This is a genomic window from Streptomyces sp. NBC_00876, from assembly GCF_045207435.1.
Classification (GTDB): Bacteria; Actinomycetota; Actinomycetes; order Streptomycetales; family Streptomycetaceae; genus Streptomyces.
In genome coordinates this window covers 4094433-4119205 of sequence record NZ_CP108800.1, presented here as the reverse complement: position 1 = coordinate 4119205, position 24773 = coordinate 4094433, and the positions used below count along the sequence as shown (strand labels likewise).

The window sequence follows — 24773 nt, the reverse complement described above, 5'->3', positions numbered from 1 at the left end:
GCGGCTGAGCCGTCCGTGACGGGTGGGGGAGCCGCGCCGTCCGTGACGGATGAGCCGGCGCAGTACGACGAAGGGTTCGGGACGGAGATCGGCGTCGGACCGCATCCCCGGCCCTGGCCCGAAGGCGAGCGGTACGACCCCGAACTGCTCGCCGGGGGCGACCGGCGCAATGTGGGCGACGCGTACCGCTACTGGACCCGGGAAGCGATCGTCGCCGATCTGGATCTGCGGCGGCACGACTTTCATGTGGCGGTGGAGAACTGGGGCCACGACTTCAATATCGGTTCGGTGGTGCGCACCGCGAACGCCTTCCTCGCCAAGGAGGTGCACATCGTGGGGCGGCGTCGCTGGAACCGGCGCGGGGCGATGGTCACCGACCGCTACCAGCATGTCCGTCACCACCCCGACACTGCGGATCTGACCGCCTGGGCGGCGGCCGAAGGGCTGCCGATCATCGGTATCGACAACCTGCCGGGGGCTGTCCCTCTGGAGCGGACCGAGCTGCCGCGGCGGTGTGTGCTGCTCTTCGGGCAGGAGGGGCCCGGGCTGACCGAGGAGGCTCGCAAGCATGCCTCGATGGTGTGCTCGATCGCGCAGTTCGGGTCCACGCGGTCGATCAATGCGGGGGCGGCTGCGGCGATTGCGATGCATGCGTGGGTGCAGCGGTATGCGGATATTCCTGGGGCGGGTGTGTAGGTGCCGCGATCGTGACCCTGTGACCCTGTGACCCTGTGACCCCGTGGTGGCCCTGCGGCCGGTCGCTTGTGGGGGCGGCCGGCAGGGCCTCGATTTCGGGTGCGGGTGGGGGTGCCTGCGGCGGGGCTTTTCCCCTACCCGCCCCTTCCCGTAACCGGGGGCTCTGCCCCCGGACCCCCGGTCCTCAAACGCCGGACGGGCTGGGATTGGGCTCGGTCGGTAGGCGGGGTGGGCCTGCCGGGTGGGCTGGGATTGGGCCCGGTCGGTGGGCGGGTGGGGTTGCCGGGTGGGCTGGGATTGGGCTTGGTCGGTGGGCGGGGCGGGGGTGTCTGGCAGGCCTCGGGTTGTCAGCGTTGGCGGCGGACTTCGAGGGTGCGGAAGCGGTTCGAGACGAAGGCTCCGTCGCACAGGGCCGCGTTTGCCGCCGGGTTGCCGCCCGAGCCGTGGTAGTCGGAGAACGCCGCCGTCTGGTTGACGTACACCCCGCCGGTCAGATTCAGCGAGAGCTGGGCCGACTCGTCCAGGCAGACGTCCTCCACCGCGCGCTCCACCTCCGGTGACGTGGTGTACGCGCCCACCGTCATCGCTCCCTTGTCGCGGATCGTGCGGCGCAGCAGTTCCACGGCGTCCGCCGTCGAGTCGACCGCGACCGCGAAGGAGACCGGGCCGAAGCACTCCGACAGGTAGGGGGACTCGGCGTCCGGCTTGGCGCCGTCGAGCTTGACGATCAGCGGCGTACGGACCACGGCCTCGGGGAACTCGGGGTTGGCCACCTCTCTCGACGGCAACGCGACCTCGCCCAGTTGTGCGGCCGCCTCCAGGCGGGTCCGCACGTCCGGGTTGACCAGCGCGCCGAGCAGCCCGTTCGCCCGCGCGTCGTCACCCAGCAGGCCGGTGACCGCTGCGGCGATGTCGCCGACCACGTCGTCGTAGGTCTTGTCGCCGGCATCCGTCGTGATCCCGTCCCGGGGGATCAGCAGGTTCTGCGGGGTCGTGCACATCTGGCCGCTGTAGAGGGAGAGCGAGAACGCGAGGTTGGCGAGCATGCCGCGGTAGTCGTCCGTCGAGTCGACGACGATCGTGTTGACCCCGGCCTTCTCCGTATAGACCTGTGCCTGGCGGGCGTTGGCCTCCAGCCAGTCGCCGAACTCCGTGGACCCCGTGTAGTCGATGATCCTGATCTCGGGGCGGACCGCCAGGGTCTTGGCGATGCCCTCGCCCGGCCGCTCGGCCGCCAGGGCGACGAGGTTGGGATCGAAGCCCGCCTCGGTGAGCACCTCGCGCGCCAGCTGAACGGTGAGTGCCAGCGGAAGCACCGCACGGGGATGCGGCTTGACCAGGACCGGGTTGCCGGTGGCGAGGGAGGCGAAGAGGCCCGGGTAGCCGTTCCACGTGGGGAAGGTGTTGCAGCCGATCAGCAGCGAGATGCCGCGGCCGGCCGCGGTGAACGTCTTGTGCAACGCGATCGGGTCGCGCTTGCCCTGCGGTTTGGACCAGTCGGCGGTCCGGGGAGCACGGATCTGCTCCTCGTACGCATACGCGACCGCTTCCAGACCCCGGTCCTGGGCGTGCGGGCCGCCGGCCTGGAACGCCATCATGAAGGCCTGTCCGCTGGTGTGCATCACCGCGTGGCCGAATTCATGGGTGCGGGCGCTGATCCTCGCCAGGATCTCCAGACAGACCAGGGCCCTGGTCTCGGGGCCCGCCTCGCGCCAGGCGGGCATGCCGGCACGCATCGCCGGAAGCAGGACGTCCAGGTCCGCGTGCGGATACTCGACGGCCAGCTCGGGGCCGTACGGAGAGATCTCCCCGCCCGTCCAGCCGTCGGTGCCGGGCTGACCCAGGTCGAGACGCGTGTGCAGCACCGCGTCGAAGGCGGCCTTGCCCTCGGCGGCACCCAGGCTGCCGGGGGCGCCGCCCTCGCCGTACGCCTTCGGGTGCTCGGGATGCGGGGACCAGTAGTCACGTGTGCGGATCGCTTCGAGGGTCCGGTCCAGCGTGGGGCGGTGCCTCTCGGACAACTGGTGCGGGGAGAGCTCGGCGGCCATGACGGACCAACTCCTCATCGAGCTGGGCAGGGACGGGCGGACAGAGTTAGAGTAACCGAACGATCGGTCGGGACAAGGGGGCCCACCAAACCTGTGGACAACTCGTAGGGGAGGATCGCGGGCATGACCACGGCCAAGCGGGACACGTACACCCCGGAGACTCTGCTCACGGTCGCCGTCCGTGTCTTCAACGAGCGCGGCTACGACGGCACGTCCATGGAGCACCTGTCGAAGGCGGCAGGGATCTCCAAGTCGTCCATCTACCACCACGTCGTGGGCAAGGAAGAACTGCTGCGCCGCGCGGTCAGCCGGGCCCTGGACGGACTGTTCGGAATCCTCGACGAGGCGGGCGCTAAGCGGGGCCGCGCAATCGAGCGGGTCGAGTACGTCACTCGCCGTACCGTCGAGGTGCTGATAGCCGAACTGCCCTACGTCACGCTGCTGCTGCGGGTGAGGGGCAATACGAAGACCGAGCGCTGGGCCCTGGAGCGGCGGCGCGAGTTCGACCAGCGGGTGGCCGATCTGCTCAAGGCCGCGGTCGCGGACGGCGATCTCCGTTCCGATGTGGACATACGGCTCGCGACGCGGCTCCTGTTCGGGATGGTCAACTCCCTGGTGGAGTGGTACCGGCCGTTGCCGGACGGTGGCGCCGAGGAGGAGCAGCTCGCGGACACCGTCGTGCGGCTGGCCTTCGAGGGCATGAAATCCAGTCGCTGAGCCGGACGGGGGCGTCTGCCGCGCCCACCGCGCCGGCCCGGGCGGGGCAGGTTCTGGTGGGTAGGGGCTTTCCGCGTCTCAGGTGAGTTCCGTGGGGCGATCGGGGCCAGGTGCCAGGTCCGTCTCCTCGAACACCAGCAGGGTGCGGGTGGAGAGCACCTCCGGTATGGCCTGGATCCGGGTCAGGACCAGTTCGCGCAGAGCCCGGTTGTCCGGGGTGTGCACCAGCAGCAGGACATCGAAGTCGCCGCTGACCAGTGCGATGTGCGTGGCCCCCGGCAGCGCCTGGAGCTGTTCGCGGACCGTGCGCCAGGAATTCTGGACGATCTTGAGCGTGATGTAGGCGGAGGCCCCCTGCCCGGCCCGCTCATGGTTCACCCGTGCGCTGAATCCGCGGATCACGCCGTCGTCGATGAGCCGGTTGATCCGGGCGTACGCATTGGCCCGCGACACATGGACGCGGTCGGCCACCGACCGTATCGAGGCGCGGCCGTCCGTCTGGAGCAGCCGGAGGATGGCGCGGTCGATGGAGTCGAGCGGGCGCGCCGGAGGGATCTCGGAGGGTTCCTCGCCTCCGTCGGCCATTTGTTCAGCTGCCATGTTCCCGTGCCTCCCCGTCCTGGACGACCTGCCCCCATCCCAGGCTGTGGAGAACCGTTTGTCCACAGGCTGGCGGCGCCTGTAGCCAAAATGCGCTCGCGACCGAACAATCGGTAGGTGAGACGCACCACACCCGCGCCTCGCACGGCTTTCGATATTTCGACATATTTCGACACCCCTCGATATCGGGGCATCCCTCGATATCGCCAGATGCCGCTCGATACCCCTCGATGCCAGGAGGTGCTTGTCATGACGGTCCAAGAGCTGCCCGGCGCGGCCGCCTACCGGCCCACGCCGCCCCCGGCCTGGAAGCCGCTCACCGATCCCGCGCCTCTGCTCCCGGACCCCGAGCCGTACCGGGTGCTCGGTACGGACGCCGTGGCCGACGCAGACCCCGAGCTGCTGCTGCGGCTCTACGCCGAGCTCGTGCGCGGTCGGCGGTACAACGCGCAGGCGACCGCCCTCACCAAGCAGGGCAGGCTCGCCGTCTACCCGTCGAGCACCGGGCAGGAGGCCTGTGAGGTCGCGGCCGCCCTGGTGCTGGAGGAGCGGGACTGGCTCTTCCCCAGCTACCGCGACACGCTCGCAGCCGTGGCTCGGGGCCTGGACCCGGTCGAGGCGCTGACCCTGCTGCGCGGCGACCGGCACACCGGTTACGACCCGCGCGAGCACCGCATCGCCCCCCTCTGCACCCCGCTCGCCACCCAGCTGCCGCACGCCGTGGGCCTGGCTCACGCGGCGCGGCTCAAGGGCGACGACGTGGTCGCGCTTGCGATGGTCGGCGACGGCGGCACCAGCGAGGGCGATTTCCACGAGGCGCTGAACTTCGCGGCGGTCTGGCGGGCCCCGGTCGTCTTCCTCGTGCAGAACAACGGCTTCGCCATCTCCGTACCCCTGGCCAAGCAGACCGCGGCACCGTCCCTGGCCCACAAGGCCGTGGGGTACGGGATGCCCGGCCGGCTGGTCGACGGCAATGACGCGGCCGCCGTGCACCAGGTGCTCTCCGAGGCGGTCGTGCGAGCCAGGAGCGGTGGCGGACCGACCCTCGTGGAGGCCGTCACCTACCGCATGGACGCGCATACGAACGCCGATGACGCGACCCGCTACCGCGGGGACAGCGAGGTCGAGGCCTGGCGGGCGCACGATCCGGTTCTGCTCCTCGAGCGTGAGCTGACCGGGCGAGGGCTGCTCGGCGCGGAGGCCATCGAGGAGGTGCGGGCGGCCGCGGAGCGGATGGCGGCCGGACTGCGGGAGCGGATGAACGCGGACCCGGTGCTCGACCCGATGGACCTCTTCGCCCATGTGTACGCGGAGCAGACCACGCAGCTGCGCGAGCAGGCGGCCCGTCTGCGGGTCGAGCTGGACGCGGAGCAGGACGAGCACGGCACGGACGACAGGGGTGCAGGGCGATGACCACCGCAGCGGCCACGGCCGGAGCGCGGACGGCGAAGGCCAAGCCCGCCACCATGGCGCAGGCTCTCGGGCGCGCACTGCGTGACTCGATGGCCGAGGACCCCTCCGTGCACGTCCTCGGCGAGGACGTCGGGACGCTCGGCGGGGTATTCAGGATCACCGACGGTCTGGCGAAGGAATTCGGCGACGACCGGTGCACCGACACCCCGCTGGCCGAGGCGGGCATCCTCGGGGCGGCCGTCGGCATGGCGATGTACGGGCTCAGGCCCGTCGTGGAGATGCAGTTCGACGCCTTCGCCTATCCGGCGTTCGAGCAGCTCATCAGCCATGTCGCCAAGATGCGGAACCGGACCGGGGGCGCGATGCCGCTGCCCATCACGGTCCGGGTGCCCTACGGCGGCGGAATCGGCGGCGTCGAGCACCACAGCGACTCCTCGGAGGCGTACTACATGGCGACCCCGGGTCTCCACGTCGTCACTCCCGCCACGGTCGAGGACGCCTACGGGCTGCTGAGGGCCTCGATCGCCTCCGACGACCCGGTGGTCTTCCTGGAGCCCAAGCGGCTCTACTGGTCGAAGGCCGACTGGTCGCCGCAGGCTCCCGCGGCTGTGGAGCCCATTGGGCGGGCCGTCGTACGGCGTCCCGGACGCAGCGCCACGCTGATCACGTACGGGCCGTCCCTGCCGGTCTGCATGGAGGCCGCCGAGGCCGCGGTCGAGGAGGGCTGGGACCTCGAGGTCGTCGATCTGCGCTCGCTGGTGCCGTTCGACGACGAGACCGTCGCCGCTTCCGTGCGGCGTACCGGCCGCGCGGTCGTCGTCCATGAATCCACCGGCTTCGGCGGCCCGGGCGGCGAGATCGCGGCCCGGATCACCGAGCGCTGCTTCCACCATCTGGAGGCGCCGGTGCTGCGTGTCGCCGGATTCGACATCCCGTATCCGCCGCCGATGCAGGAGCGGCACCACCTGCCGGGCGTGGACCGGGTCCTCGACGCCGTCGCACGACTGCAGTGGGAGGCGGACAACTGATGCCTCAAGTACTCGAATTCAAGCTTCCGGATCTCGGCGAGGGGCTGACCGAGGCCGAGATCGTGCGCTGGCTGGTGGAGGTCGGTGACGTCGTCGCAATCGACCAGCCGGTCGTCGAGGTCGAGACGGCCAAGGCGATGGTGGAGGTGCCGTGCCCGTACGGGGGCGTGGTCACCGCACGGTTCGGCGAGGAGGGCGCGGAGCTTCCCGTCGGGGCTCCCCTGCTGACCGTGGCCGTCGGGTCCGTGGAGTCGTCCCGGGAAGCGGCGGATGCCGGTTCCGGTACGGGGGGCGCCGCCGGGGCGGAGCCGTCCGGCTCCGGGAACGTCCTGGTGGGGTACGGGACCGGCGCACCGCCCGTGCGCCGCCGACGGGTCCGGCCGGAGGGTCTGAAGCCGCCCACCGTCGCCCCTGACACTGCCCCTGTCACCGCCCCGGCGCCTGTTGCTTCCGCCGGTCAGGTACCGGCCGGGACTTCGTTCTCCGCAGCCCTTCCTGACGGGCTGCGGGTGCCGGTCGCCGAGCCGGTCGCCGGGCCGGCTGTTGGGCCGGTCGCCGTGGTCTCCCCGCTGGTGCGCAAGCTCGCACGACAGCACGACCTCGATCTGCGCCGTCTTGCGGGATCCGGTCCGGACGGGCTGATCCTGCGCGCCGACGTCGAGTCCGCCATCCGGGCCGCGACGGTGGTTGCGACGCGGCCTGTGGAAGCCGAGCCGTCGGCACGACGTGTGGGCGAGCGGATCGCGTTGCGCGGTGTACGGGGCGCGGTCGCCGAGAAGCTGTCGCGCAGCCGTCGCGAGATCCCCGACGCCACCTGCTGGGTGGACGCCGATGCGACGGAGCTGATGGCGGCCAGAGCGGCGATGAACGGCGTCGGCGGCGCCGGGTTCGGGACGGGCGCCGCCAAGGTCTCTGTGCTCGCGCTGCTCGCCCGTATCTGCACGGCGGCCCTGGCGCGGTACCCCGAGCTCAACTCGACGGTGGATCAGGAGGCGCGCGAGATCGTGCGGCTGCCCGAGGTCCACCTCGGGTTCGCGGCTCAGACGGAGCGGGGGCTGGTCGTCCCGGTCGTACGGGATGCGCAGACACGCAACGTGGAGTCGATCGGCGCGGAGATCACCCGGCTGACCGAGGCGGCCAGGACGGGGACGCTGAAGCCGGCGGAGCTGACCGGCGGCACGTTCACGCTCAACAACTACGGGGTGTTCGGGGTCGACGGATCGACGCCGATCATCAACCACCCGGAGGCGGCGATGCTCGGCGTCGGCCGCATCGTTCCCAAGCCGTGGGTCCACGAGGGCGAGCTGGCCGTGCGACGGGTCGTCCAGCTCTCGCTGACCTTCGACCACCGGGTCTGCGACGGCGGCACAGCGGGGGGCTTCCTGCGCTATGTGGCCGATTGCGTGGAGCAGCCGGCGGTGCTCCTGCGGACGCTGTAGGCGGGGCCGGGAAAGGGAAAGGGGAAGAGGCCGGGCGGGCCGCAGTAACTGCCTTGGCTGCCGTGCCCTCTGCCCTCTGCCCTCTGGACTCTGGCCTCCTGAGTCTCCGGGGCTGTGCGGCACGCATACTCGGGGCATGACCGCGTATGACGCCATCGTTCTCGCCGGAGGGGCCGCCAAACGGCTGGGCGGCGCCGACAAGCCCGGGCTCCGGATCGGGGGCCGGGCGCTGCTCGACAGGGTGCTCGCGGCCTGTTCCGATGCCGGGACCACCGTGGTGGTGGGCGGCCGGCGGCCCACCGTGCGAGCGGTGACCTGGACACGCGAAGAACCTCCGGGCGGCGGTCCGTTGGCCGCACTCGGGGCCGGGGTGCGGCATACGGCGGCGGAGCGCGTTCTCGTGCTCTCCGCCGATCTGCCGTTTCTGGGGGCGGCCACGGTCAGGGCGTTGCTGGACGCCTCCGGTCACGGGGAGGCCGAAGGCGCTGTCTGCGCCGATGAGGACGGCCGGGACCAGCCGCTGGTCGCCGTATACCGCGCGGAGCCGCTGCGGCGAGAACTGGCACTCCTCGCCGCCGAGCACGGCAGTCTGGCCGGGCTGCCCCTGCGGCTGCTCACACACGAGTTGCAGCTGTCGCGGGTGACGGCGGACCCGCTCGCCTCGTTCGACTGCGACACCTGGGAGGACATCGCTTCGGCCCGGGCACGAATCAGAGAGCATGGGACCGTGCTGGACGAATGGATCACCGCAGTCAAGAACGAACTGGGCATCGAACTCGACGTCGACACCGGCCTCCTGCTCGACCTCGCCCGTGATGCCGCCCACGGTGTCGCCCGTCCCGCCGCGCCTCTGACCACATTCCTGGTCGGCTACGCGGCGGCGAAGGCGAGCAGCGACGGCGGCGGACCCGAGGCAGTGGCGGAGGCGGCCCGCAGGGCCGCCGCGCTTGCCCTCCGGTGGGCGGACGAGACCGAGACGCCAGAGACACCGTGACGGGGCGCAGCGGCAGTACCGAGCGTCTCCCGGCGACGGCCTCGCCTGCGGAGGCGGATGACTCGCTCCTGGTGCCCGAGAACCCGGCCGTCTCGAGAAACCACGCTGCCGAGGCTCAGGCCGAAGCCGTGTCCGAAGCCGCATGCGGATCTGCGTCCGAAGCCGTGTCCGGAACCGCATCCGAGGCCGCATCCGGATCTGCGTCCGAAGCCGCAACCGGAACCGCATCCCAGGCCGAGGCGGACGAGGAGCGGGCCGTCGAGCAGGCGCTCGCCCTGGTCGGCAGACGGGCACCTGATGGGCCCGGACCGGGCTTCCCCGGCCGGCCCCGGAATGCGGATCCCTCCCGGGCCGATCCCTCCACCCTCCGGCACGACGCCGCCCGTTCCACCGCCCATGCCCCGGACCGGCCCGCCACGCCCGGCTCGAACCGGTCCGCCATGCCGGGCCCCGGCCCCGGTCGGTCCGCCGGGCGTCACCCCGATCGGCCTTCCGCGCACGACCGGCCTTCCGCGCACGACCGGCCTTCCGCGCACGAGCGGCGGCACGCCCGCGCGACTGCCTGGGGCGAGGCCCGTGCCGTCGCCGCCCGTGCGGGCCGCGCGGTTCCTTCGCGTGCTGTGCGGCTCTCTCTCGATCACGCGCTCGGACACGTGCTCGCCGAGCCGCTTGTCGCGCTCACCGATCTGCCGTCCTTCGACACCTCCGCCATGGACGGCTGGGCCGTCGCGGGACCGGGCCCCTGGCACATCCGGGAGAACGAAGGCGTCCTCGCCGGCCACGCCGCTCCCGCCGCGCTTCCCGACGGCGAGGCCGTCCGCATCGCCACAGGAGCCCGCATTCCGGCGGAGGGCACCGCCGTCATCCGCAGCGAGCACGCCCATGCGGATGAGGCCAAAGGACTGCTGCACGCCCAGCGGCAGGTGAGCCCCGGGCAGGACATCCGGCCGCGAGGACAGGAGTGCCGGTCGGGCGATCAACTGCTCCCTGCCGGAACGCTGGTGACACCCGCCGTCCTCGGACTGGCCGCAGCCGCCGGGTACGACGAACTGCTCACCCGGCCCCGGCCGCGCGTCGACGTCCTCGTCCTGGGTGACGAGCTGCTGACGGCCGGGCTGCCGCACGACGGGCTGATCCGCGACGCACTCGGACCGATGATCGGCCCCTGGCTACGGGCGCTGGGCGCCGAGGTCTCCGCGCCGCGGCGCCTCGGTGACGATGCGGAGGTTCTGCGGCAGGCGCTCACCGGCTCCGAGGCCGACCTGGTCGTCACCACCGGCGGCACCGCGGCCGGCCCTGTCGACCATGTGCACCCCGTTCTTGCACGGATCGGCGCGGAGTTGCTCGTCGACGGTGTCGCGGTGCGTCCCGGACATCCCATGCTGCTGGCCCGGCTCAGTCCCGGAGGGCCGTATCTCGTGGGGCTGCCCGGCAACCCACTGGCCGCGGTCTCCGGATTGCTCACACTGGCCGAACCGCTGCTCAGAGGGCTCGCCGGACGGACTCCGGAGGACCCCTACCGTGTCGCGGTAGGGGACGAGGTGCACGGTCACCCGCATGACACCCGGCTGGTGCCCGTGGTCCATCGCGTGTCCGGTGCTCGTGGCTCCAGTGACTTCCGCAGCGGCGCCGGAACCGGTGGTGGGGCGGATCACGTCGTACCCCTGCATTACAACGGTCCCGCCATGCTGCGCGGGATCGCCGCCGCAGACGGGCTGGCCGTCGTGGAGCCGGGCGGGGTACGGTCCGGCACCGAGGTGGAGATCCTCGATCTACCGTGGGCCCCGGCGACGCCGTGGACTGAAGGGTGTTTCACGTGAAACTTCCCGGCCATGATGCGATGGCCCGGCAAGCCGATGAGCATGTCGTCCCTACCAGGGTGATGCTTCCGCGCCGGGTCGTCGACGGACCGGCGCGTCAGGTCGCCAAGCGGCTGATGATGGCTCTGATGGTGCTATTCGCCACCGTGTTGATCGTGTGGGTCGACCGCGGTGGGTACCACGACGCGGCCGACGGCACGGTCGACCTTCTGGACGCGGTGTACTACGCGACGGTCACCCTCTCGACCACCGGGTACGGCGACATCACCCCGTACAGCGACGGCGCCCGGCTCATCAACGTGGTGCTCGTGACACCGCTGCGTGTGCTCTTCCTCATCATCCTGGTCGGTACCACCCTCGAGGTCCTCACGGAGCGGACCCGGGAGGACTTCCGGCTGAAGCGTTGGAGAACCAACTTGCGTGACCACACTGTTGTCGTCGGCTTCGGTACGAAGGGCCGTTCGGCCATCCAGACCCTCCGTGCCACCGGGCTGAGCAAGGACCAGATCGTCATCGTCGACCCGGCGTCCAAGGTGATCGAGATCGCCAACGCCGAGGGATACACCGGAGTTCTCGGGGACGCCACGCGCAGCGATGTGCTGCTGCGGGCCGAGTTGCAGAAGGCGCGTCAGGTCATCATCGCGACTCAGCGCGACGACACGGCGGTCCTGGTCGCGCTGACCGCGCGCCAGCTCAACCGTGGCGCGAAGATCGTGGCGGCGGTGCGCGAGGAGGAGAACGCTCCGTTGCTGCGGCAGTCCGGAGCCGACGCCGTGATCACCAGTGCCAGTGCGGCGGGCCGGCTGCTCGGCCTCTCCGTGCTCAGCCCCAGCGCGGGCACGGTGATGGAGGACCTCATCCAGCAGGGCAGCGGGCTCGACCTCGTCGAACGGCCGGTGATAAAGGCCGAGGTGGGCAAGAGCGTCCGCGAGACGGATGACCTAGTGGTCAGTGTTCTGCGCGGTCACCGGCTCCTCGGCTACGACGATCCGGCGGCCAGCCCCTTGCAGCTGACGGACCGGCTGATCACCATCGTGCGTGTGTCGAACGATCCGCCCCTCAGCCAGCCGCCGCAGAGCGCACCGCGCTCCTGAAGGTCCCGGCCCCGGCACGGTCCCGGCCCCGGCACGGCCCCGGCACGGCCCCGGCCCCGGCCCCGGCCCCGGGCCCAATCCTGGCCCGGGCGCCGCGCGGGGCCGCCGTACTCACCGTGCTTCGCTGCCGTCCGTGTGCCACGGAGTAGCCTCGCGGCCATGTATGCGATCACGATCCCCGAACCCGGTGGCCCCGAGGCGCTCGTGTGGGCCGAGGTGCCCGATCCCGTAGCCGGTGAGGGCGAGGTCCTCGTCGACGTCGTGTCCAGCGCGGTCAACCGGGCCGATGTGCTGCAGCGCCAGGGCTTCTACAACCCGCCGCCCGGTGCGTCCCCCTACCCGGGTCTGGAATGCGCGGGCCGGATCTCGGCCCTCGGCCCCGGTGTCACCGGCTGGTCCGTCGGCGACGAGGTGTGCGCGCTCCTGGCGGGCGGCGGATACGCGGAGAAGGTCGCCGTTCCCGTGGGGCAGCTGCTCCCCGTACCGGACGGCCTGGACCTCGTCCTCGCCGCCGCGCTCCCCGAAGTGACCGCGACTGTCTGGTCGAACGTGTTCATGGTGGCCCATTTGCGGCCCGCCGAGACGCTGTTGGTCCACGGTGGGTCCAGCGGGATCGGCACGATGGCGATCCAGCTCGCCAAGGCGGTCGGCGCCCGGGTCGCGGTGACGGCAGGCGGGCCCGAGAAGCTGGCGCGCTGTGCGGAACTCGGTGCCGACATCCTGATCGACTACCGGGAGCAGGACTTCGTCGAGGAACTCCGCAAGGCGACGGACGGGGCGGGCGCGGACGTCATCCTCGACATCGTCGGTGCGAAGTACCTGGACCGGAACGTGAACGCGCTCGCCGTCAACGGCCGCCTCGCGATCATCGGTCTCCAGGGAGGCGGCAAGGGCGAGCTGAATCTGGGCGCTCTGCTGATCAAGCGGGCCGCGGTCACGGCGACCTCGTTGCGCGGACGTCCGCTCGCCGAGAAGGCGGCGATCGTCGCAGCCGTGCGTGAGCACGTCTGGCCGCTCATCGCCGACGGCGTCGTGCGTCCGGTGGTGGACCGTACGCTGCCGATGCACGACGCCGCGGAAGCGCACCGCGTGCTGGAGTCCAGCACCCACATCGGCAAGGTGCTGCTTCAGGCCCCCACGGCGGTCTGAGCAGGTCACGCGTCACGAGTGAGCTCCCAGGAGTTCCACGGGGTTCCAGGAGTTCCAGGAGTTCCAGGAGTTCCAGGGGTTCCAGGGGTTCCAGGAGTTCCAGAAGTTCCAGGGGTTCCAGAGTTCCGGGGGTTCCGCGGTACCCCCGGACGCCCGCAGGGCCCGGCACACGGAGTTCGCGTGCCGGGCCCTGCGGGCGTGATCGTTCGACGGGTTACAGGACCGGGACCGGGGCCGGACCGGGGTCGGTACTACAGGTACGGGCCGGAGCGGATCGCGCCGTGCGGGTCCGCGCCGCCGTCCTCCTCGTCGTGTCCGCTGCCGGGCGGCAGGGCGCGGCGCATCTGCTCCAGCTGCGCACGGGCCGCCATCTGCTGGGCGAACAGGGCGGTCTGGATGCCGTGGAAGAGGCCCTCCAGCCAGCCGACCAACTGGGCCTGCGCAATCCGGAGTTCCGCCTCGGACGGAACCGACTCCTCGGTGAACGGCAGGGACAGCCGCTCCAGCTCCTCCACCAGCTCAGGTGCGAGGCCGTCCTCCAGCTCCTTGACCGAGCTGGCGTGGATCTCCTTGAGGCGTACACGGCTCGCCTCGTCGAGAGGTGCCGCCCTGACCTCCTCCAGGAGCTGCTTGATCATGCTGCCGATGCGCATGACCTTCGCGGGCTGTTCGACCATCTCCGTCACCGGGACCTCACGCGACTCGTCGTCAGTGCCACCGCCGCCGATCGCCATTCCGTCCTGTCCCACTACGAGGACTTGGGGGTGCTCCTGCGACCGTTCATTCCTCGGCATCTCCATGCCGCCCATTGTCTCGCACACGCGGCGTACAACACTGTGGTGCCCCCGGAAACGGATGATCCACCGTTTCCGGGGGCACCGGATCAGCCGCGAACCAGCTGCAGATCAGCATCGAATCAACGTCGCATCAAAGTCGAAGCAGCCTCGAATCAGCCGGTCAGGCCGTTGCCGTCGCCTCCGCGGCCGTCCGCGCGCTCACCCGGCGCGCCGCGCCAGTGTCAGCCGGGAGCGGGTGAACACCGCCGCCAGCACCCCGGCCAGCAGCGGAACGACCACGGCCAGCAACCCGATGGTCGACCAGGGCAGCACGATCGGGGTGAACGCGGACTCCATGGGTTCGCGCCGCATCGCCTGCATCGCCTGGCGCAGATCGACCAGGCGCAGCGCCACCGCGGGCACCAGGCCCGCCGCGGTGCCCAGAAGCACCCCTGTCAGCGCCACCACCACGCACTGGAACCCGGAGAGCGTCCGACGCACCCGAGGGGGCGCGCCCACCGCGCTCAGCGTGGTGAGGTCGGCCTCCGCGTCGGCCTTGGCGAGGCCGGTGGTGATCGCTGCCGCACCCAGGGTCACCACCCCGGCGAACAGGGTCAGGATCATCAGAATGGTGCTCTGCTGGCTGTCGGGGCCGGATTCGGACTGGATCCAGTACCCGCCGCCGGCCTGCTCGATGGCGGCCGAGACGCGCTGCTCCTCGGCGTCCGTGGTCGGGTGGGAGAGCGCGTACACACTGCCGGACGGCTGGGTGTACAGGCCGAGCCGCTCGGCGGTCTGCCGGGGCATGATCATGCGGATGCCGGGGGTGGCGGCGTACTCGGCATCCGCGACGTACACCTTCAGGCGGTCCGTGGTCCTGCGGGCCGGGCCGGGGTGCAGCTTGCGGTTCTTCGTGTCCTCGGCGTTGTACGCGTGGACGGTCTTGAGCGTGATCTCACCGTTCTTCGCGTACGCGCGGTTCAGCAGGACGGGGGTGCCGGCCTTCAGCGCCGCGGCGGCCGCCGGGTCGTCGAGCTTCACGTAGGTGTCCAGCAGGGCCGCGTCGCCCACGACGATGTTGTTGCTCTCCGAGCTGAAGCCGCCCGAGGAGGTGTACTCGTCCAGGCAGGCCGGGGAGCGCATCATCGTGCGGTGCTCCTGTGCGGAGAGCCGGGCGGCGAGTTCCTTGGCGCCCTTCGTGTTGAGCGGGCAGGTGTGGCCCTTGCCGGTGGGCTTGACCAGCTCGATGCTGCCGCAGCCGCCCTCGTCCCCGAAATAGACGTGGCAGTCGCTGCCTGCCCAGATACGGGAGAAGTCGGCGTGGCCGCCGGTCACCGCGAGGTTCCGCTCGACGGCGGCGCGGATCAGCGGAAGCCGCTCGGCCGCCTTGGCGTCGGTGGACGAGAGGGTCAGCGCCCCCTTGGTCAGCATGGGCGTGTAGTCGTAGTCCTCCTCGGCCATGCTGCTGGACATGTACGTCGCGATGGCCACCGAGCCCGCGACGGCCGCCATCACGGCGGCGACCGCGGGAGCGGTGCGGCCGCGGTTGCGGGCCGCGTCGCGCAGCGCCATCCGCGGCGAGAGCGGCAGCCTGCGGCCGAGCCGGCCCAGCAGGCCGACGATCACCGGAATGCAGGCGAGCAGTCCGAGTTCGGCGACGACCGAGCCGCCGGCGACCAGTGTGGAGTTGCCGCTGGTTCCGCCGTAGACGGCGACGGCGACACCGAGGGCCAGCACACAGGAGCCCACGGTGGGCATCACCCGGGAGCTGCGGCGTACGCCGCGCCGCCCGGTGAGCGATTCCAGCACGGACTGCCGGGCGGCCACGATCGCCGGCGCGAAGGCCGCGAGGAGCCCGGTGACCAGGCCCAGTACGGCGATGACCAGCAGTTCCGACGGATTCAGGATCAGGGAACCGAAGCGCTGTCCGGCCCAGTCCTCGATCAGCGGCCGGAACGCCACGGTGAGCAGCAGCCCGGCCGCGACACCGGTCACCGCTCCGACGCCGCCGAGCACCAGGCCGCCGGAGAGCACCACGGCGCGGACATGGCGCCGGTCGCCGCCGCAGGTGCCGAGGAGTCCGAGCTGACGGCGGGAGCGGCGCGCACCGACGGCGAAGGCCGGTCCCGCGAGCAGGACGATCTCCAGGACGGCCATGGCGACCACGGTGAGGACGGCCGCACTCGTCTCTGCGGCGTTGTCCGAGGCGTAGCCGTTCATCCTCTTCGACAGGGGGACCTCGGAGTCCGGCGGCGGGTCCAGGACCACCTGGCGGGACACGACGAGCGCCCCGGCCTTGTTGGCCGAGAGCACATCGCCCCAGCCGATACCCGTCGCACCGGATCCCTTGACCAGCCACTCGGTCGAGCCGGTATTGGGCGGCAGCACCTTCTTGTCGCGGTCGGCCGCGGCCTGCCACGGGTCGATGACCGCGCCCGGGTCCGCGTACAGCTGCTTCGCCTCCAGGTCGGAGGGCAGCTCGACCACACCGGTGATCGTGTACGTACGGCCGGCGCTGTTCACCGTGGTGCGGGAGCCGATGTGCAGCCCGGACGACTTCAGGAACGGCTCGGTGGCCGCCATCTCACCGGTGCCGCGCGGGAACTCGCCCCGGAGCAGTTCGATCTTGCCGCGGGCCAGGCGGTCCGAGGTCCGGAACTCCACGATGTCGGTGTTGGTGACCCCGTACGCGGTCGTGACGCTCGCGGGGACGGACCGGATGCTGATCGCCCGCGCACCCTCGGGGAAGGTGTGACGCATGTCGACCGGCGCGATCTCCCCCTCGGGCATGTCGTCAGCGGCGGTGTCGTACATGCTCCCGTCGGGCATCTGCGTCAGCGGCCCGTAGGCCGGGTCGCTGAACAGTGCGTCGGCCGAGCCCATCTGGGCCGTCAGCTTCTCGGCGGTGGTGGAGTCCACGCTGCGGTACGTGACGTCCGCGGCCGTCACCCCGAGCACCGGCAGCGCGATCATCGCGACCACCAGGGCGCTGCGGCCCTTGGCCCGCATGGCGTCGCGGCGGGCTATCCGGAGGGCGGCGCGCCACCCCGTGAAGAGGCTCACTCGGGGCTCCCGGCGGCCAGCAGGGAGTCGGCCCCGGCCGTCAGTGTCTGGTCGACGATCGAACCGTCCCGCAGGAAGACCACCCGGTCCGCCCAGGCGGCGTACCGCGGCTCGTGCGTCACCATCACGCCGGCGGCGCCCTGGTCACATCGGCTGCGCAGCAGGGCGAGGACGGCCTCACCGGTCTCGGAGTCGAGGGCCCCGGTCGGCTCGTCGGCGAGCACCAGACGCCGGTCCCCCACCAGTGCGCGGGCGATCGCGACGCGCTGCTGCTGACCGCCGGACATCTCGTCCGGGAAGCGGTCGGCGACCTCCAGGAGGTTCATCTCCTCCAACGAGGCCCGGGCCTCCTTGCGCGCCTTGCGGACCGAGACGCCGTCGAGCTCGCGCGGCAGGGCGATGTTCTCGGCGGCGGTCAGCGCGGGGATCAGGTTGTAGTCCTGGAAGACGTAGCCGACGCTGCGGCGGCGCAGAGCGGCGACGCCCTTGCGGCCGAGCGCGGATATGTCCTGACCCTCGATGACGACCTGACCGGCGGTGGCGGTGTCGAGCCCGCCGGCGATCGTCAGCAGGGTGGACTTGCCCGAGCCGGAGGGGCCCATCACGGCGACGAGTTCACCGGCGTGCACCGAGAGGTTGATTCCGCGCAGGGCGTGCACCTCGGCCATGCCGGTGCCGTGGGTACGGGTGAGCCCGCGGAGCTCGAGCACCGGTGCATCCACGGACAGGGGCGGGACGGCTGGGGACGGGGTCGGGACGTGCAGGGACATGACGGTGGGTTCCCCCTCGGAACGGGTCTGTGGTCGGTGTGTGGCGCGTGGCGCGTGGCGCGTGGTGCGCGGTGTATGGCGCGTGGTGCGTGGCGCGTGGTGTGTGGGCGTGGTGTGTGGGCGTGGTGCGTGGTGCGTGGTGCGTGGTGCGTGGTGCGTGGTGTGTGGCGCGTCCGCCGTGTGTGCGGGACGTGTGCCGACGCATGCGTGCCGACGCCTGCGGGTCGTCGCGTGCCTGCCGCGCGTGGGGCGTGTGCCGGACGCGTACGGGACACGTGCCGGACGCGTACGGGGCACGTGCCGGACGCGTACGGGGCACGGGTTGCGTGCGGTAACGGGCAGGCGCGCCGTGGTCAGCGGCGCGTGCGGGACCGCGGGGCGGCGGTACGGGCAGGGCCGCGCGGGGGCGTCGTCGCCTCCGGTTCCGTGGCGGCGGCCTCGGCGAGGCGGACCAGCCGGGACTCGCAGTGGTCCAGCCAGCGGGCCTCGGCCTCGGCCTGGAAGATCAGCTGTTCCAGTACGAGCAGCCAGGCGACCTCGTCGCGGTTGCCGGGGACGTCGGCGAGGGCCTGCGCCTTGAGCCGCGTGTAGTCCTGCATCGCCTTCACCGTGTGGTGGCGCTGGGACTGGATGACGGCCCGGATGTCGACACCGGGCGCGCCGACGGCCATGGCGAGCTTGATGGCCAGCTCGTCGCGGGGCGGGTTGGTGCGGTCGACGGGTGTCTCGAACCACGCGCGCAGTTCCGTGCGGCCGTCGTCGCTGATCGAGTAGAGGGCGTGCCCCTGGTCGTCCTCGCCGTCCTGGACGACCAGGCCGTCGCGCTCCAGCCTGCTCAGCGTCGTGTACACCTGCCCGACGTTGAGCGGCCAGGTGGAGCCGGTGCGTGACTCGAATTCGGTGCGGAGCTGGGAGCCGTACCGCGGCCCCCGTTCCAGCAGGGCGAGCAGCCCGTGACGGATCGACATACTGAGTATGTATACCGAGTATGTTGCTGGATGCAAGCCCCCTGGAGCATGCGGGGCGACCGTTGTGGACGTCGGCGGGTGGTCAGAAGGTGCGGCGCATACGGAACGCGAGGAAGCCGAGACCCAGTCCGACCAGGGCGATTCCGGCGCCGAGAGACACATCCTGGACCTGCTTCGCAGCCGGTGCCTCAAGGGCCTGCTGCGAGAGCCGCCCGGATCCGGCGGGCGTACTCGGTTCCGGGGTGACGGCCGGCAGTGCGGCGGGGGCCGTTGCCTCGGGCTGCTCCTCGCGCGCATCGAGGGCGTCGTCCCGGTCGCGTTCGGAGGGCGTCATCGGCCGGCCGGGCCGCTCCCGTCCCTCTCCGGCGGGCAGCCCGGCCAGCGGCGACTGGGCGTCTCCGGGGCGCGGCGACCCGGTGCTCGGCGAGGGCGATCCTGAGTCGGCGGACGCGGACGGGGACGGGGGGAGCGCGGCGGCGGACAGCAGGGGGGCAGGGTGCGCGGGCACGGCCGAGGGTGCGACGGGCGTATCGGAACCGGAAGGGGCCGAAGGAAACGCGGACGGCCGTGCAGGCGCGCGGGACGCAGACGCCGATGCGGACGCGGAGGCCGGAACAGAAGGCTGAACGGAGGTCCGAGCGGAAGCCGAAGCCGTGGCGGACGGCGAAACCCGGGCCTGGACCGAAACGGAGAAGCCGGCAGCCGTCGCACGCCGGTCCGCGTGCGCCTCCCCACCCGCCAGGGCCCCCAGTGTCACGGCTGCCGTCAGTGCCAGGCAGGCCACGCGCCTTGAGGGCCGCAAGGAGAGGTGTCCTGGAGCCATGGAATCAGCGTCACATGTGACGGTATGTCCGGCATCTCAGGTGAGACAGACGGATGCCCCCGCACAGAACCGGCGACCGGCCCCGGGAGCCAGCCCTCAAAAAATCGGCCCCCGGACCCGCCCCCAGGAAACCCGACGGTCCTACGCCGGGTCCCCCGTGGCGATGCGCAGCTCGAAGTGGGCGCCCGTCTTGGGCACCGCGGTGCCGGATGTCGGGAACTGGTCGATGATCTGGTCCTCCGCGTAGGCGTTGCCCGGGACCTTGATCTGCTTGATGGTCCAGCCGGCCGCGTCCGCGCAGGCCCGGGCGGAGAGGATGTCCTTGTACAGGAAGCTCGGGGCGTCGACCTTGTTCGGGTCGTCGTCGTCCTCGTACGCGTCCGTGCAGTCCTCGGTGTCCATCGTCCGGTTCCGCTCCGGATCCTTGTGCTCACCGGCGGACGGGGACTCGCTCGACGAGGCGTCGGTGCTGCCCTTGTTGTCGTCCTTCAGCGCCATGACGGTGATCAGGCCGCCGATCGCGATCAGGGCGACCACGATCGAGCCCACGATCACCGGCATGTTCCGCTTGGAACCGCCGCCGCTCGAAGGGGCGGACGTGGTCTGCGGCGAGATCGTGTACGGCGGCGGGGTCTGCTGCTGCATCGGCGACATCGGCGCGGGCGACTGGTAGGCCGGAGCCGCCTGCGGATAGCCGTACGAAGGTGCCGTGGCGGGAGCCGGGGTGGCCGGGCCGTAAGGACCGGCCTGCTGCTGGTAGGGGCCCGGCTGGTACGGAGTCTGGACGCTCTGCGGGGCGGGGGCGGACTGGTCGACCGGCGGGAAGACCGCCGAGCCGACACCGGAGCCGCTGTTCGACGGTGCACCGGCGTCGCCGATGATCGCCGGGGCGCCCGTGTGCCCGCTCGCGCTCAGCACGCGCGCGATCTCGTCCTGCATCGCCGCGGCGCTCGGGAAGCGCTCGTTCGGGTTCTTCTTCAGGGCGCGGGCGACGAGGGCGTCGATCGCCGGGGTGAGCGAGCGGTTGATGGTGGACGGGGCGACCGGCTCCTCCTGCACATGCGCGTACGCGATGGCGAGGGGCGAGTCCGCGTCGAACGGGATGCGCCCGGTCAGCAGCTGGAACAGCATGATGCCGACCGAGTACAGGTCGGAGCGCGCGTCCACCCCACGGCCCAGGGCCTGTTCGGGGGAGAGGTACTGCGGGGTGCCGACGACCATGCCGGTCTGGGTCATCGACGTGACGCCCGACTGCATGGCGCGGGCGATGCCGAAGTCCATGACCTTCACGACACCGCGCTTGGTCACCATCACGTTGCCGGGCTTGATGTCGCGGTGGACCAGGCCCATTTCGTGGCTGTTGTCCAGGGCGGCCAGCACGTCGGACGTGACCTTGAGCGCCTTGTCGGCGGGCATCGCGCCGTAACTGCGGATGTCAGCCTGGAGAACGGAGCCGAGCGGCTGCCCCTCGACGTACTCCATGACGATGTACGGCATCAGCGCACCGCCGAGCTCGTCCTCGCCGGTGTCGAAGACGGAGACGATGTTGGTGTGCTGCAGCTTGGCGACGGCCTGCGCCTCGCGGCGGAAGCGCTCACGGAAGGACTGCTCGCGGCCCAGTTCCGTGTGGAGCGTCTTGATGGCGACCTGCCGGTCGAGTGCGGAGTCGTACGCCAGATATACGGACGCCATCCCGCCTTCGCCGAGCAGATCACGCAGCTGGTAGCGGCCGCCGGCGACCGAACCGCCCGCGTAGCGACCCTGGGCACCGTGTGCGCCGTCCTGGCTCATGACTTGCTTCCCCCTCGGCGCGCGATTCGCGCGAAGATCCGTATTACTGGCCAAGTCTGCCCGAGGGGTACGACACGTCAAGCCAGGTGCCCGTTCCGTGACCCTACGCACAAGAAGCGTCTCGGAAGCGTTACAGGAACCGCATGGAATTTGCGCGGGTGGCGCGCAAGCCGGTTGGATGACCCGTCCCTCTCGAAATCGGTGTGTCCGACAGAGGCTGTAGCGTGACGTGGCAATGCAGCAAGGCACCGTGAGAACCCGCGGACGCGCGGACAGATACGACGGCGAGGACTGATGGCACCCGAACCCGAAGCAAACGGCGGCGGAGTTCCGGATGGCACCGACTCCTGGGGCATCGGCGGTGTCGTCGGCGACGGACGCTACCGGCTGACCCACCGGCTCGGCCGGGGCGGCATGGCCGAGGTCTTCGCGGCCGAGGACGTCCGGCTGGGACGTACGGTCGCGGTGAAGCTGCTGCGCTCCGATCTTGCCGAGGACCCGGTCTCCAAGGCCCGGTTCACGCGTGAGGCGCAGTCGGTCGCCGGCCTCAACCACCATGCGGTCGTCGCGGTGTACGACTCCGGCGAGGACACCGTGGCCGGCCAGACCGTGCCGTACATCGTCATGGAGCTCGTCGAGGGCCGCACCATCCGTGACCTGCTGCTCAATGCCGAGGCCCCGCCTCCGGAGCAGGCGTTGATCATCGTTTCCGGGGTGCTGGAGGCGCTCGCCTACTCGCACCAGCACGGAATCGTGCACCGGGACATCAAGCCCGCCAACGTGATCATCACGCACTCCGGTGCGGTCAAGGTGATGGACTTCGGCATCGCCCGTGCGCTGCACGGTGCGCAGTCGACGATGACGCAGACCGGCATGGTCATGGGGACGCCGCAGTACCTCTCCCCCGAGCAGGCGCTGGGCAAGGCCGTCGACCACCGCTCGGACCTCTACGCCACCGGCTGTCTGCTGTACGAACTCCTCGCGCTGCGGCCCCCGTTCACCGGTGAAACGCCGCTTTCCGTTGTATATCAGCACGTTCAGGATATTCCGGTCCCGCCGTCGGAGATCTCCGACGTGGTGCCGCCGGAGCTCGACGGGCTCGTCATGCGCTCGCTGGCGAAGGACCCGGACGACCGGTTCCAGAGCGCCGAGGAGATGCGCGGGCTCGTCCAGTACAGCCTGCAGATGCTCCAGGTGCAGGGCGGTCACACCGGTACGTGGAACACCGGCCCGGTCGGAATGTACGAGGGCGCTGCCACGCCGCCCCGGGGCATGACCGGTTCCACCCGCGCGATGGGCCACCCGCACCACGGGACGACTTCGCAGGGACCGATCCTGCCGCCGATGAACCCGGACGACGGCGGATACAACGGATACGACGGCGGCAGCAGCCGGCAGGGCGGTGGCGGCCGCGGCAAGCTGTGGCTGTTCGTCGTGCTGGCGCTGATCGCGATCGGTGTGGGCGTGGCCTTCGCGGTCAACGCGGCGAAGGACAACGGCGGGAAGCCCGAGACCCCGACCGTCTCGACGTCGGATTCCCCCTCCCCGACGAAGACGTCGGCCTCGCCGACCGAGGAACAGACCGAGGACACCCAGCAGCCCGAGAATTCGACGGGCAATCAGCAGGAGTCGCCGGCCCAGCCCTCGTTCACCCCGCCGGCCTCGCCGACCGAGACCGCCGAGAGCCCGACGACCTCCCCGACCGACCCGGGCACGGGTACGACGACGGACGGCGGCACGGACAACGGGGGCACGGGCAACGAGAGTCCGGAGCCGACCGAAACGGACACCGGGGAGCCGGGCAGCCCCGGCGGCAACGGCGGCGAGCCGGGCGGCACCAACGGCGGCGCGGCCTCCGGGGCCAGCGCCGGGGCCGCTGCGGGCGCCGACGGCGGCACCACCCCGTAACCCGTCGTCACCCCACCTCACCCCACCTCACCCCACCTCACCCCACCTCACCCCACCGCACCGCACCTCATCCCACCCGCTCTCACCCCGTGAACGCCTCGCGCACCGCCTCGTACTCACGGGTCCACCAGACCGCCAGGGCCGACACCGCAGGGAACTGCGGGTCGGCCCTTCGGTCGTTGAGGCAGTAGCGCCAGCGCAGTATCCAGAAGTCGTTGAGCCGCTCCCACCACACCCGGTGCACCGCCGCGGCCAGTTCGGCGGCCCCGGCACCGGCCGCGCGCCGGTAGGCCCGCGCGTACGCCCGCACCTTGCCCAGCTCCAGCTTCCCGGCCGGCTGCACGAAGAAGATCACCGCGGCCCGTACCGCCTCCTCGGCGCGCGGCTGCACGCCCAGCCGGTCCCAGTCGAGGATCGCTACCGGATCGGCGCCCCGGTAGAGGACGTTCAGCGGATGGAAGTCGCCGTGCACCCAGCCGGTCGCCGGACCGTCCGGGTCGGGCGGCCGGCGGTCCGCGTGCTGTTCCAGCAGGGTGCGCCGCTCCAGGAGCCGGTGCTCGGCCAGTTCGTCGAAGGAGTCCCGGGGCCGGCGGCTGCGCGTGGCGGCCAGCAGCTCGTCGATCAGGGCGAACGTTTCGGCAGGATCGGGGCTCGCGTGCCCGGACCGCCCCCCGGCACCGGCACCGGCACCGGCACCGGCACCCGTATCCACCCCCGTGCCCGCCCCCACGCCCATCACCTGTTCAAGACCTGTGTGTACGGCTCCGAGCAGCGCCCCGAGCCGCAGCGACTGGGCGAGGGTGAGCTGGGCGCCTGCCCGGTGCAGCCCGTCGACCCAGGGGTGCAGGGCGTAACAGCGGCCGCCGATCTCGGTGACGGTGCCGCCTTCGCTGTCCTCGACGGGCGGTGCCACGGGCACTCCGAGTGACTGGAGCCGCTGGGTGGCCCGGTGCTGGCGCAGGATCGTGGCGCGGTCGCCGGTGGAGTCGTCCAGGTGGTGCTTGAGGAAGTAGGCGCCGCGGGTGGTGGACACCCGGTAACCGTGGTTGAGCAGTCCCTGGTCGAGGGGTTCGCAGGTGAGCGGCTCACCGGCATGCGGGTAGCGGCGCAGCACCTCGCCGACCGGAGGGACAGGCGGGAGGGTTACAGATGAGCGCGGCACTCGCCAGATGTTAGATCACGCTACGTCGCGGATCTGCGGAGTTGCGTGGAAGTCCAGAGTGTGCACAGTGACGAAGTGCGGGTCGAGCCGGATGTAGGACGGTTCGAAGGGCTCACCGTTGACCTCGACGGGCGCCGGACCGAAGCGCTCGCGCTCGGCGCAGGTCGGCTCGACGATCTGCGCGGGCCCGGTGAACTGCACGGACCACAGATCGCGGCTGCCGGCCGAAGTGGCCGCGTTGTAGTTGTCCGCCCCGTACGCCACGACCGCGCCGTCGCAGGCGTCGTGGTAGCCGAGACCCCTGTGCATGCGCAGGACGACGCGGCCGTCCGTGACGATGTGCCGGGCCACCGTCAGGATCGGGAGGGCCCGCATACTCGTCGCCAGCCGGCCGTAGGGGACCCTGCCGAGCAGCTCGATCGCGTGGAGTTCCTCTGAGGACATGCCCTCTACTGTCCGTCACCGCGGGGGACGGAAAGTAGAGGCCGCGGCCCCGGGTGACCCGGGACCAAAG

General features: G+C 71.3%; 20 protein-coding genes. 10 read left to right on the top strand and 10 right to left on the bottom strand.

What is annotated here, in order from left to right; genetic code table 11:
- Window positions 1-15 precede the first annotated feature (15 nt).
- Window positions 16-696 (top strand): TrmH family RNA methyltransferase, encoded by a 681-nt coding sequence (locus tag OG782_RS18040; RefSeq protein ID WP_406459138.1) that lies wholly within the window; start codon window positions 16-18, stop codon window positions 694-696.
- A gap of 347 nt (window positions 697-1043) precedes the next feature.
- Here OG782_RS18040 and paaN read toward each other — a convergent pair whose 3' ends face one another.
- Window positions 1044-2744, bottom strand: a complete 1701-nt coding sequence (gene paaN / locus OG782_RS18035; protein WP_406452182.1) for a phenylacetic acid degradation protein PaaN — start codon at window positions 2742-2744, stop codon at window positions 1044-1046.
- Between the two features lie 123 nt (window positions 2745-2867).
- Here paaN and OG782_RS18030 point away from each other — a divergent pair, with 123 nt between their 5' ends.
- Complete coding sequence (locus tag OG782_RS18030; protein WP_406452180.1) at window positions 2868-3461, top strand: TetR/AcrR family transcriptional regulator; 594 nt, start codon at window positions 2868-2870, stop codon at window positions 3459-3461.
- Between the two features lie 78 nt (window positions 3462-3539).
- Here the strand turns inward: OG782_RS18030 and OG782_RS18025 are convergent, their stop codons facing one another.
- Window positions 3540-4046, bottom strand: coding sequence for an Lrp/AsnC family transcriptional regulator (locus tag OG782_RS18025; RefSeq protein WP_406459136.1), 507 nt, complete (start codon window positions 4044-4046; stop codon window positions 3540-3542).
- Between the two features lie 264 nt (window positions 4047-4310).
- On the opposite strand from OG782_RS18025, the gene pdhA reads away from it, so the two are divergent.
- The 7 genes from pdhA (at window position 4311) to OG782_RS17990 (ending at window position 12998) form a co-directional block, all read left to right on the top strand.
- Complete coding sequence (pdhA, locus tag OG782_RS18020) at window positions 4311-5474, top strand: pyruvate dehydrogenase (acetyl-transferring) E1 component subunit alpha (protein WP_406452178.1); 1164 nt, start codon at window positions 4311-4313, stop codon at window positions 5472-5474.
- Window positions 5471-6502: an alpha-ketoacid dehydrogenase subunit beta gene (locus OG782_RS18015; protein ID WP_406452176.1), complete on the top strand. Its 1032-nt coding sequence runs from the start codon at window positions 5471-5473 to the stop codon at window positions 6500-6502. The genes pdhA and OG782_RS18015 overlap by 4 nt, the downstream gene beginning before the upstream one ends.
- A complete protein-coding gene (locus tag OG782_RS18010; RefSeq protein WP_406452174.1) occupies window positions 6502-7941 on the top strand; it encodes a dihydrolipoamide acetyltransferase family protein in 1440 nt (479 codons plus the stop codon). The genes OG782_RS18015 and OG782_RS18010 overlap by 1 nt, the downstream gene beginning before the upstream one ends.
- A gap of 136 nt (window positions 7942-8077) precedes the next feature.
- Complete coding sequence (locus OG782_RS18005) at window positions 8078-8935, top strand: NTP transferase domain-containing protein (protein WP_406452172.1); 858 nt, start codon at window positions 8078-8080, stop codon at window positions 8933-8935.
- Window positions 8936-9210: 275 nt separating this feature from the next.
- Window positions 9211-10755 (top strand): molybdopterin molybdotransferase MoeA, encoded by a 1545-nt coding sequence (locus tag OG782_RS18000; RefSeq protein WP_406459134.1) that lies wholly within the window; start codon window positions 9211-9213, stop codon window positions 10753-10755.
- Window positions 10756-10775: 20 nt separating this feature from the next.
- Complete coding sequence (locus OG782_RS17995) at window positions 10776-11849, top strand: potassium channel family protein (protein ID WP_406459132.1); 1074 nt, start codon at window positions 10776-10778, stop codon at window positions 11847-11849.
- 159 nt (window positions 11850-12008) lie between these two features.
- Complete coding sequence (locus OG782_RS17990; RefSeq protein WP_406452170.1) at window positions 12009-12998, top strand: NAD(P)H-quinone oxidoreductase; 990 nt, start codon at window positions 12009-12011, stop codon at window positions 12996-12998.
- A 251-nt stretch (window positions 12999-13249) separates the two neighbouring features.
- On the opposite strand, the gene OG782_RS17985 is transcribed toward OG782_RS17990, so the two are convergent.
- From OG782_RS17985 to OG782_RS17960, 6 genes are all read right to left on the bottom strand, one after another.
- Entirely contained in the window at window positions 13250-13798 is a 549-nt protein-coding gene (locus OG782_RS17985) for a bacterial proteasome activator family protein (protein WP_406452168.1), read from the bottom strand.
- Between the two features lie 195 nt (window positions 13799-13993).
- The gene (locus OG782_RS17980) at window positions 13994-16837 is read right to left on the bottom strand and encodes an FtsX-like permease family protein (protein WP_406452166.1); all 2844 of its coding nucleotides are present in this window, start codon (window positions 16835-16837) and stop codon (window positions 13994-13996) included.
- Window positions 16834-17607, bottom strand: a complete 774-nt coding sequence (locus tag OG782_RS17975) for an ABC transporter ATP-binding protein (RefSeq protein ID WP_406452164.1) — start codon at window positions 17605-17607, stop codon at window positions 16834-16836. The genes OG782_RS17980 and OG782_RS17975 overlap by 4 nt, the downstream gene beginning before the upstream one ends.
- 353 nt (window positions 17608-17960) lie before the next feature.
- On the bottom strand, window positions 17961-18575 hold the full coding sequence (locus OG782_RS17970) for a PadR family transcriptional regulator (protein WP_406452162.1): 615 nt from the start codon (window positions 18573-18575) through the stop codon (window positions 17961-17963).
- Between the two features lie 82 nt (window positions 18576-18657).
- Window positions 18658-19083 (bottom strand): hypothetical protein, encoded by a 426-nt coding sequence (locus OG782_RS17965; protein WP_406452160.1) that lies wholly within the window; start codon window positions 19081-19083, stop codon window positions 18658-18660.
- Between the two features lie 456 nt (window positions 19084-19539).
- A complete protein-coding gene (locus tag OG782_RS17960) occupies window positions 19540-21189 on the bottom strand; it encodes a protein kinase domain-containing protein (RefSeq protein ID WP_406452158.1) in 1650 nt (549 codons plus the stop codon).
- A gap of 294 nt (window positions 21190-21483) precedes the next feature.
- Between OG782_RS17960 and OG782_RS17955 the strand changes: the two genes are divergently transcribed.
- Complete coding sequence (locus OG782_RS17955) at window positions 21484-23097, top strand: protein kinase domain-containing protein (protein ID WP_406452156.1); 1614 nt, start codon at window positions 21484-21486, stop codon at window positions 23095-23097.
- An 82-nt stretch (window positions 23098-23179) separates the two neighbouring features.
- Here OG782_RS17955 and OG782_RS17950 read toward each other — a convergent pair whose 3' ends face one another.
- Together OG782_RS17950 and OG782_RS17945 are read right to left on the bottom strand one after the other, a co-directional pair.
- On the bottom strand, window positions 23180-24211 hold the full coding sequence (locus OG782_RS17950) for a phosphotransferase (RefSeq protein WP_406459130.1): 1032 nt from the start codon (window positions 24209-24211) through the stop codon (window positions 23180-23182).
- 63 nt (window positions 24212-24274) lie between these two features.
- The gene (locus tag OG782_RS17945; RefSeq protein WP_406452154.1) at window positions 24275-24703 is read right to left on the bottom strand and encodes a pyridoxamine 5'-phosphate oxidase family protein; all 429 of its coding nucleotides are present in this window, start codon (window positions 24701-24703) and stop codon (window positions 24275-24277) included.
- Between the last annotated feature and the right edge of the window lie 70 nt (window positions 24704-24773).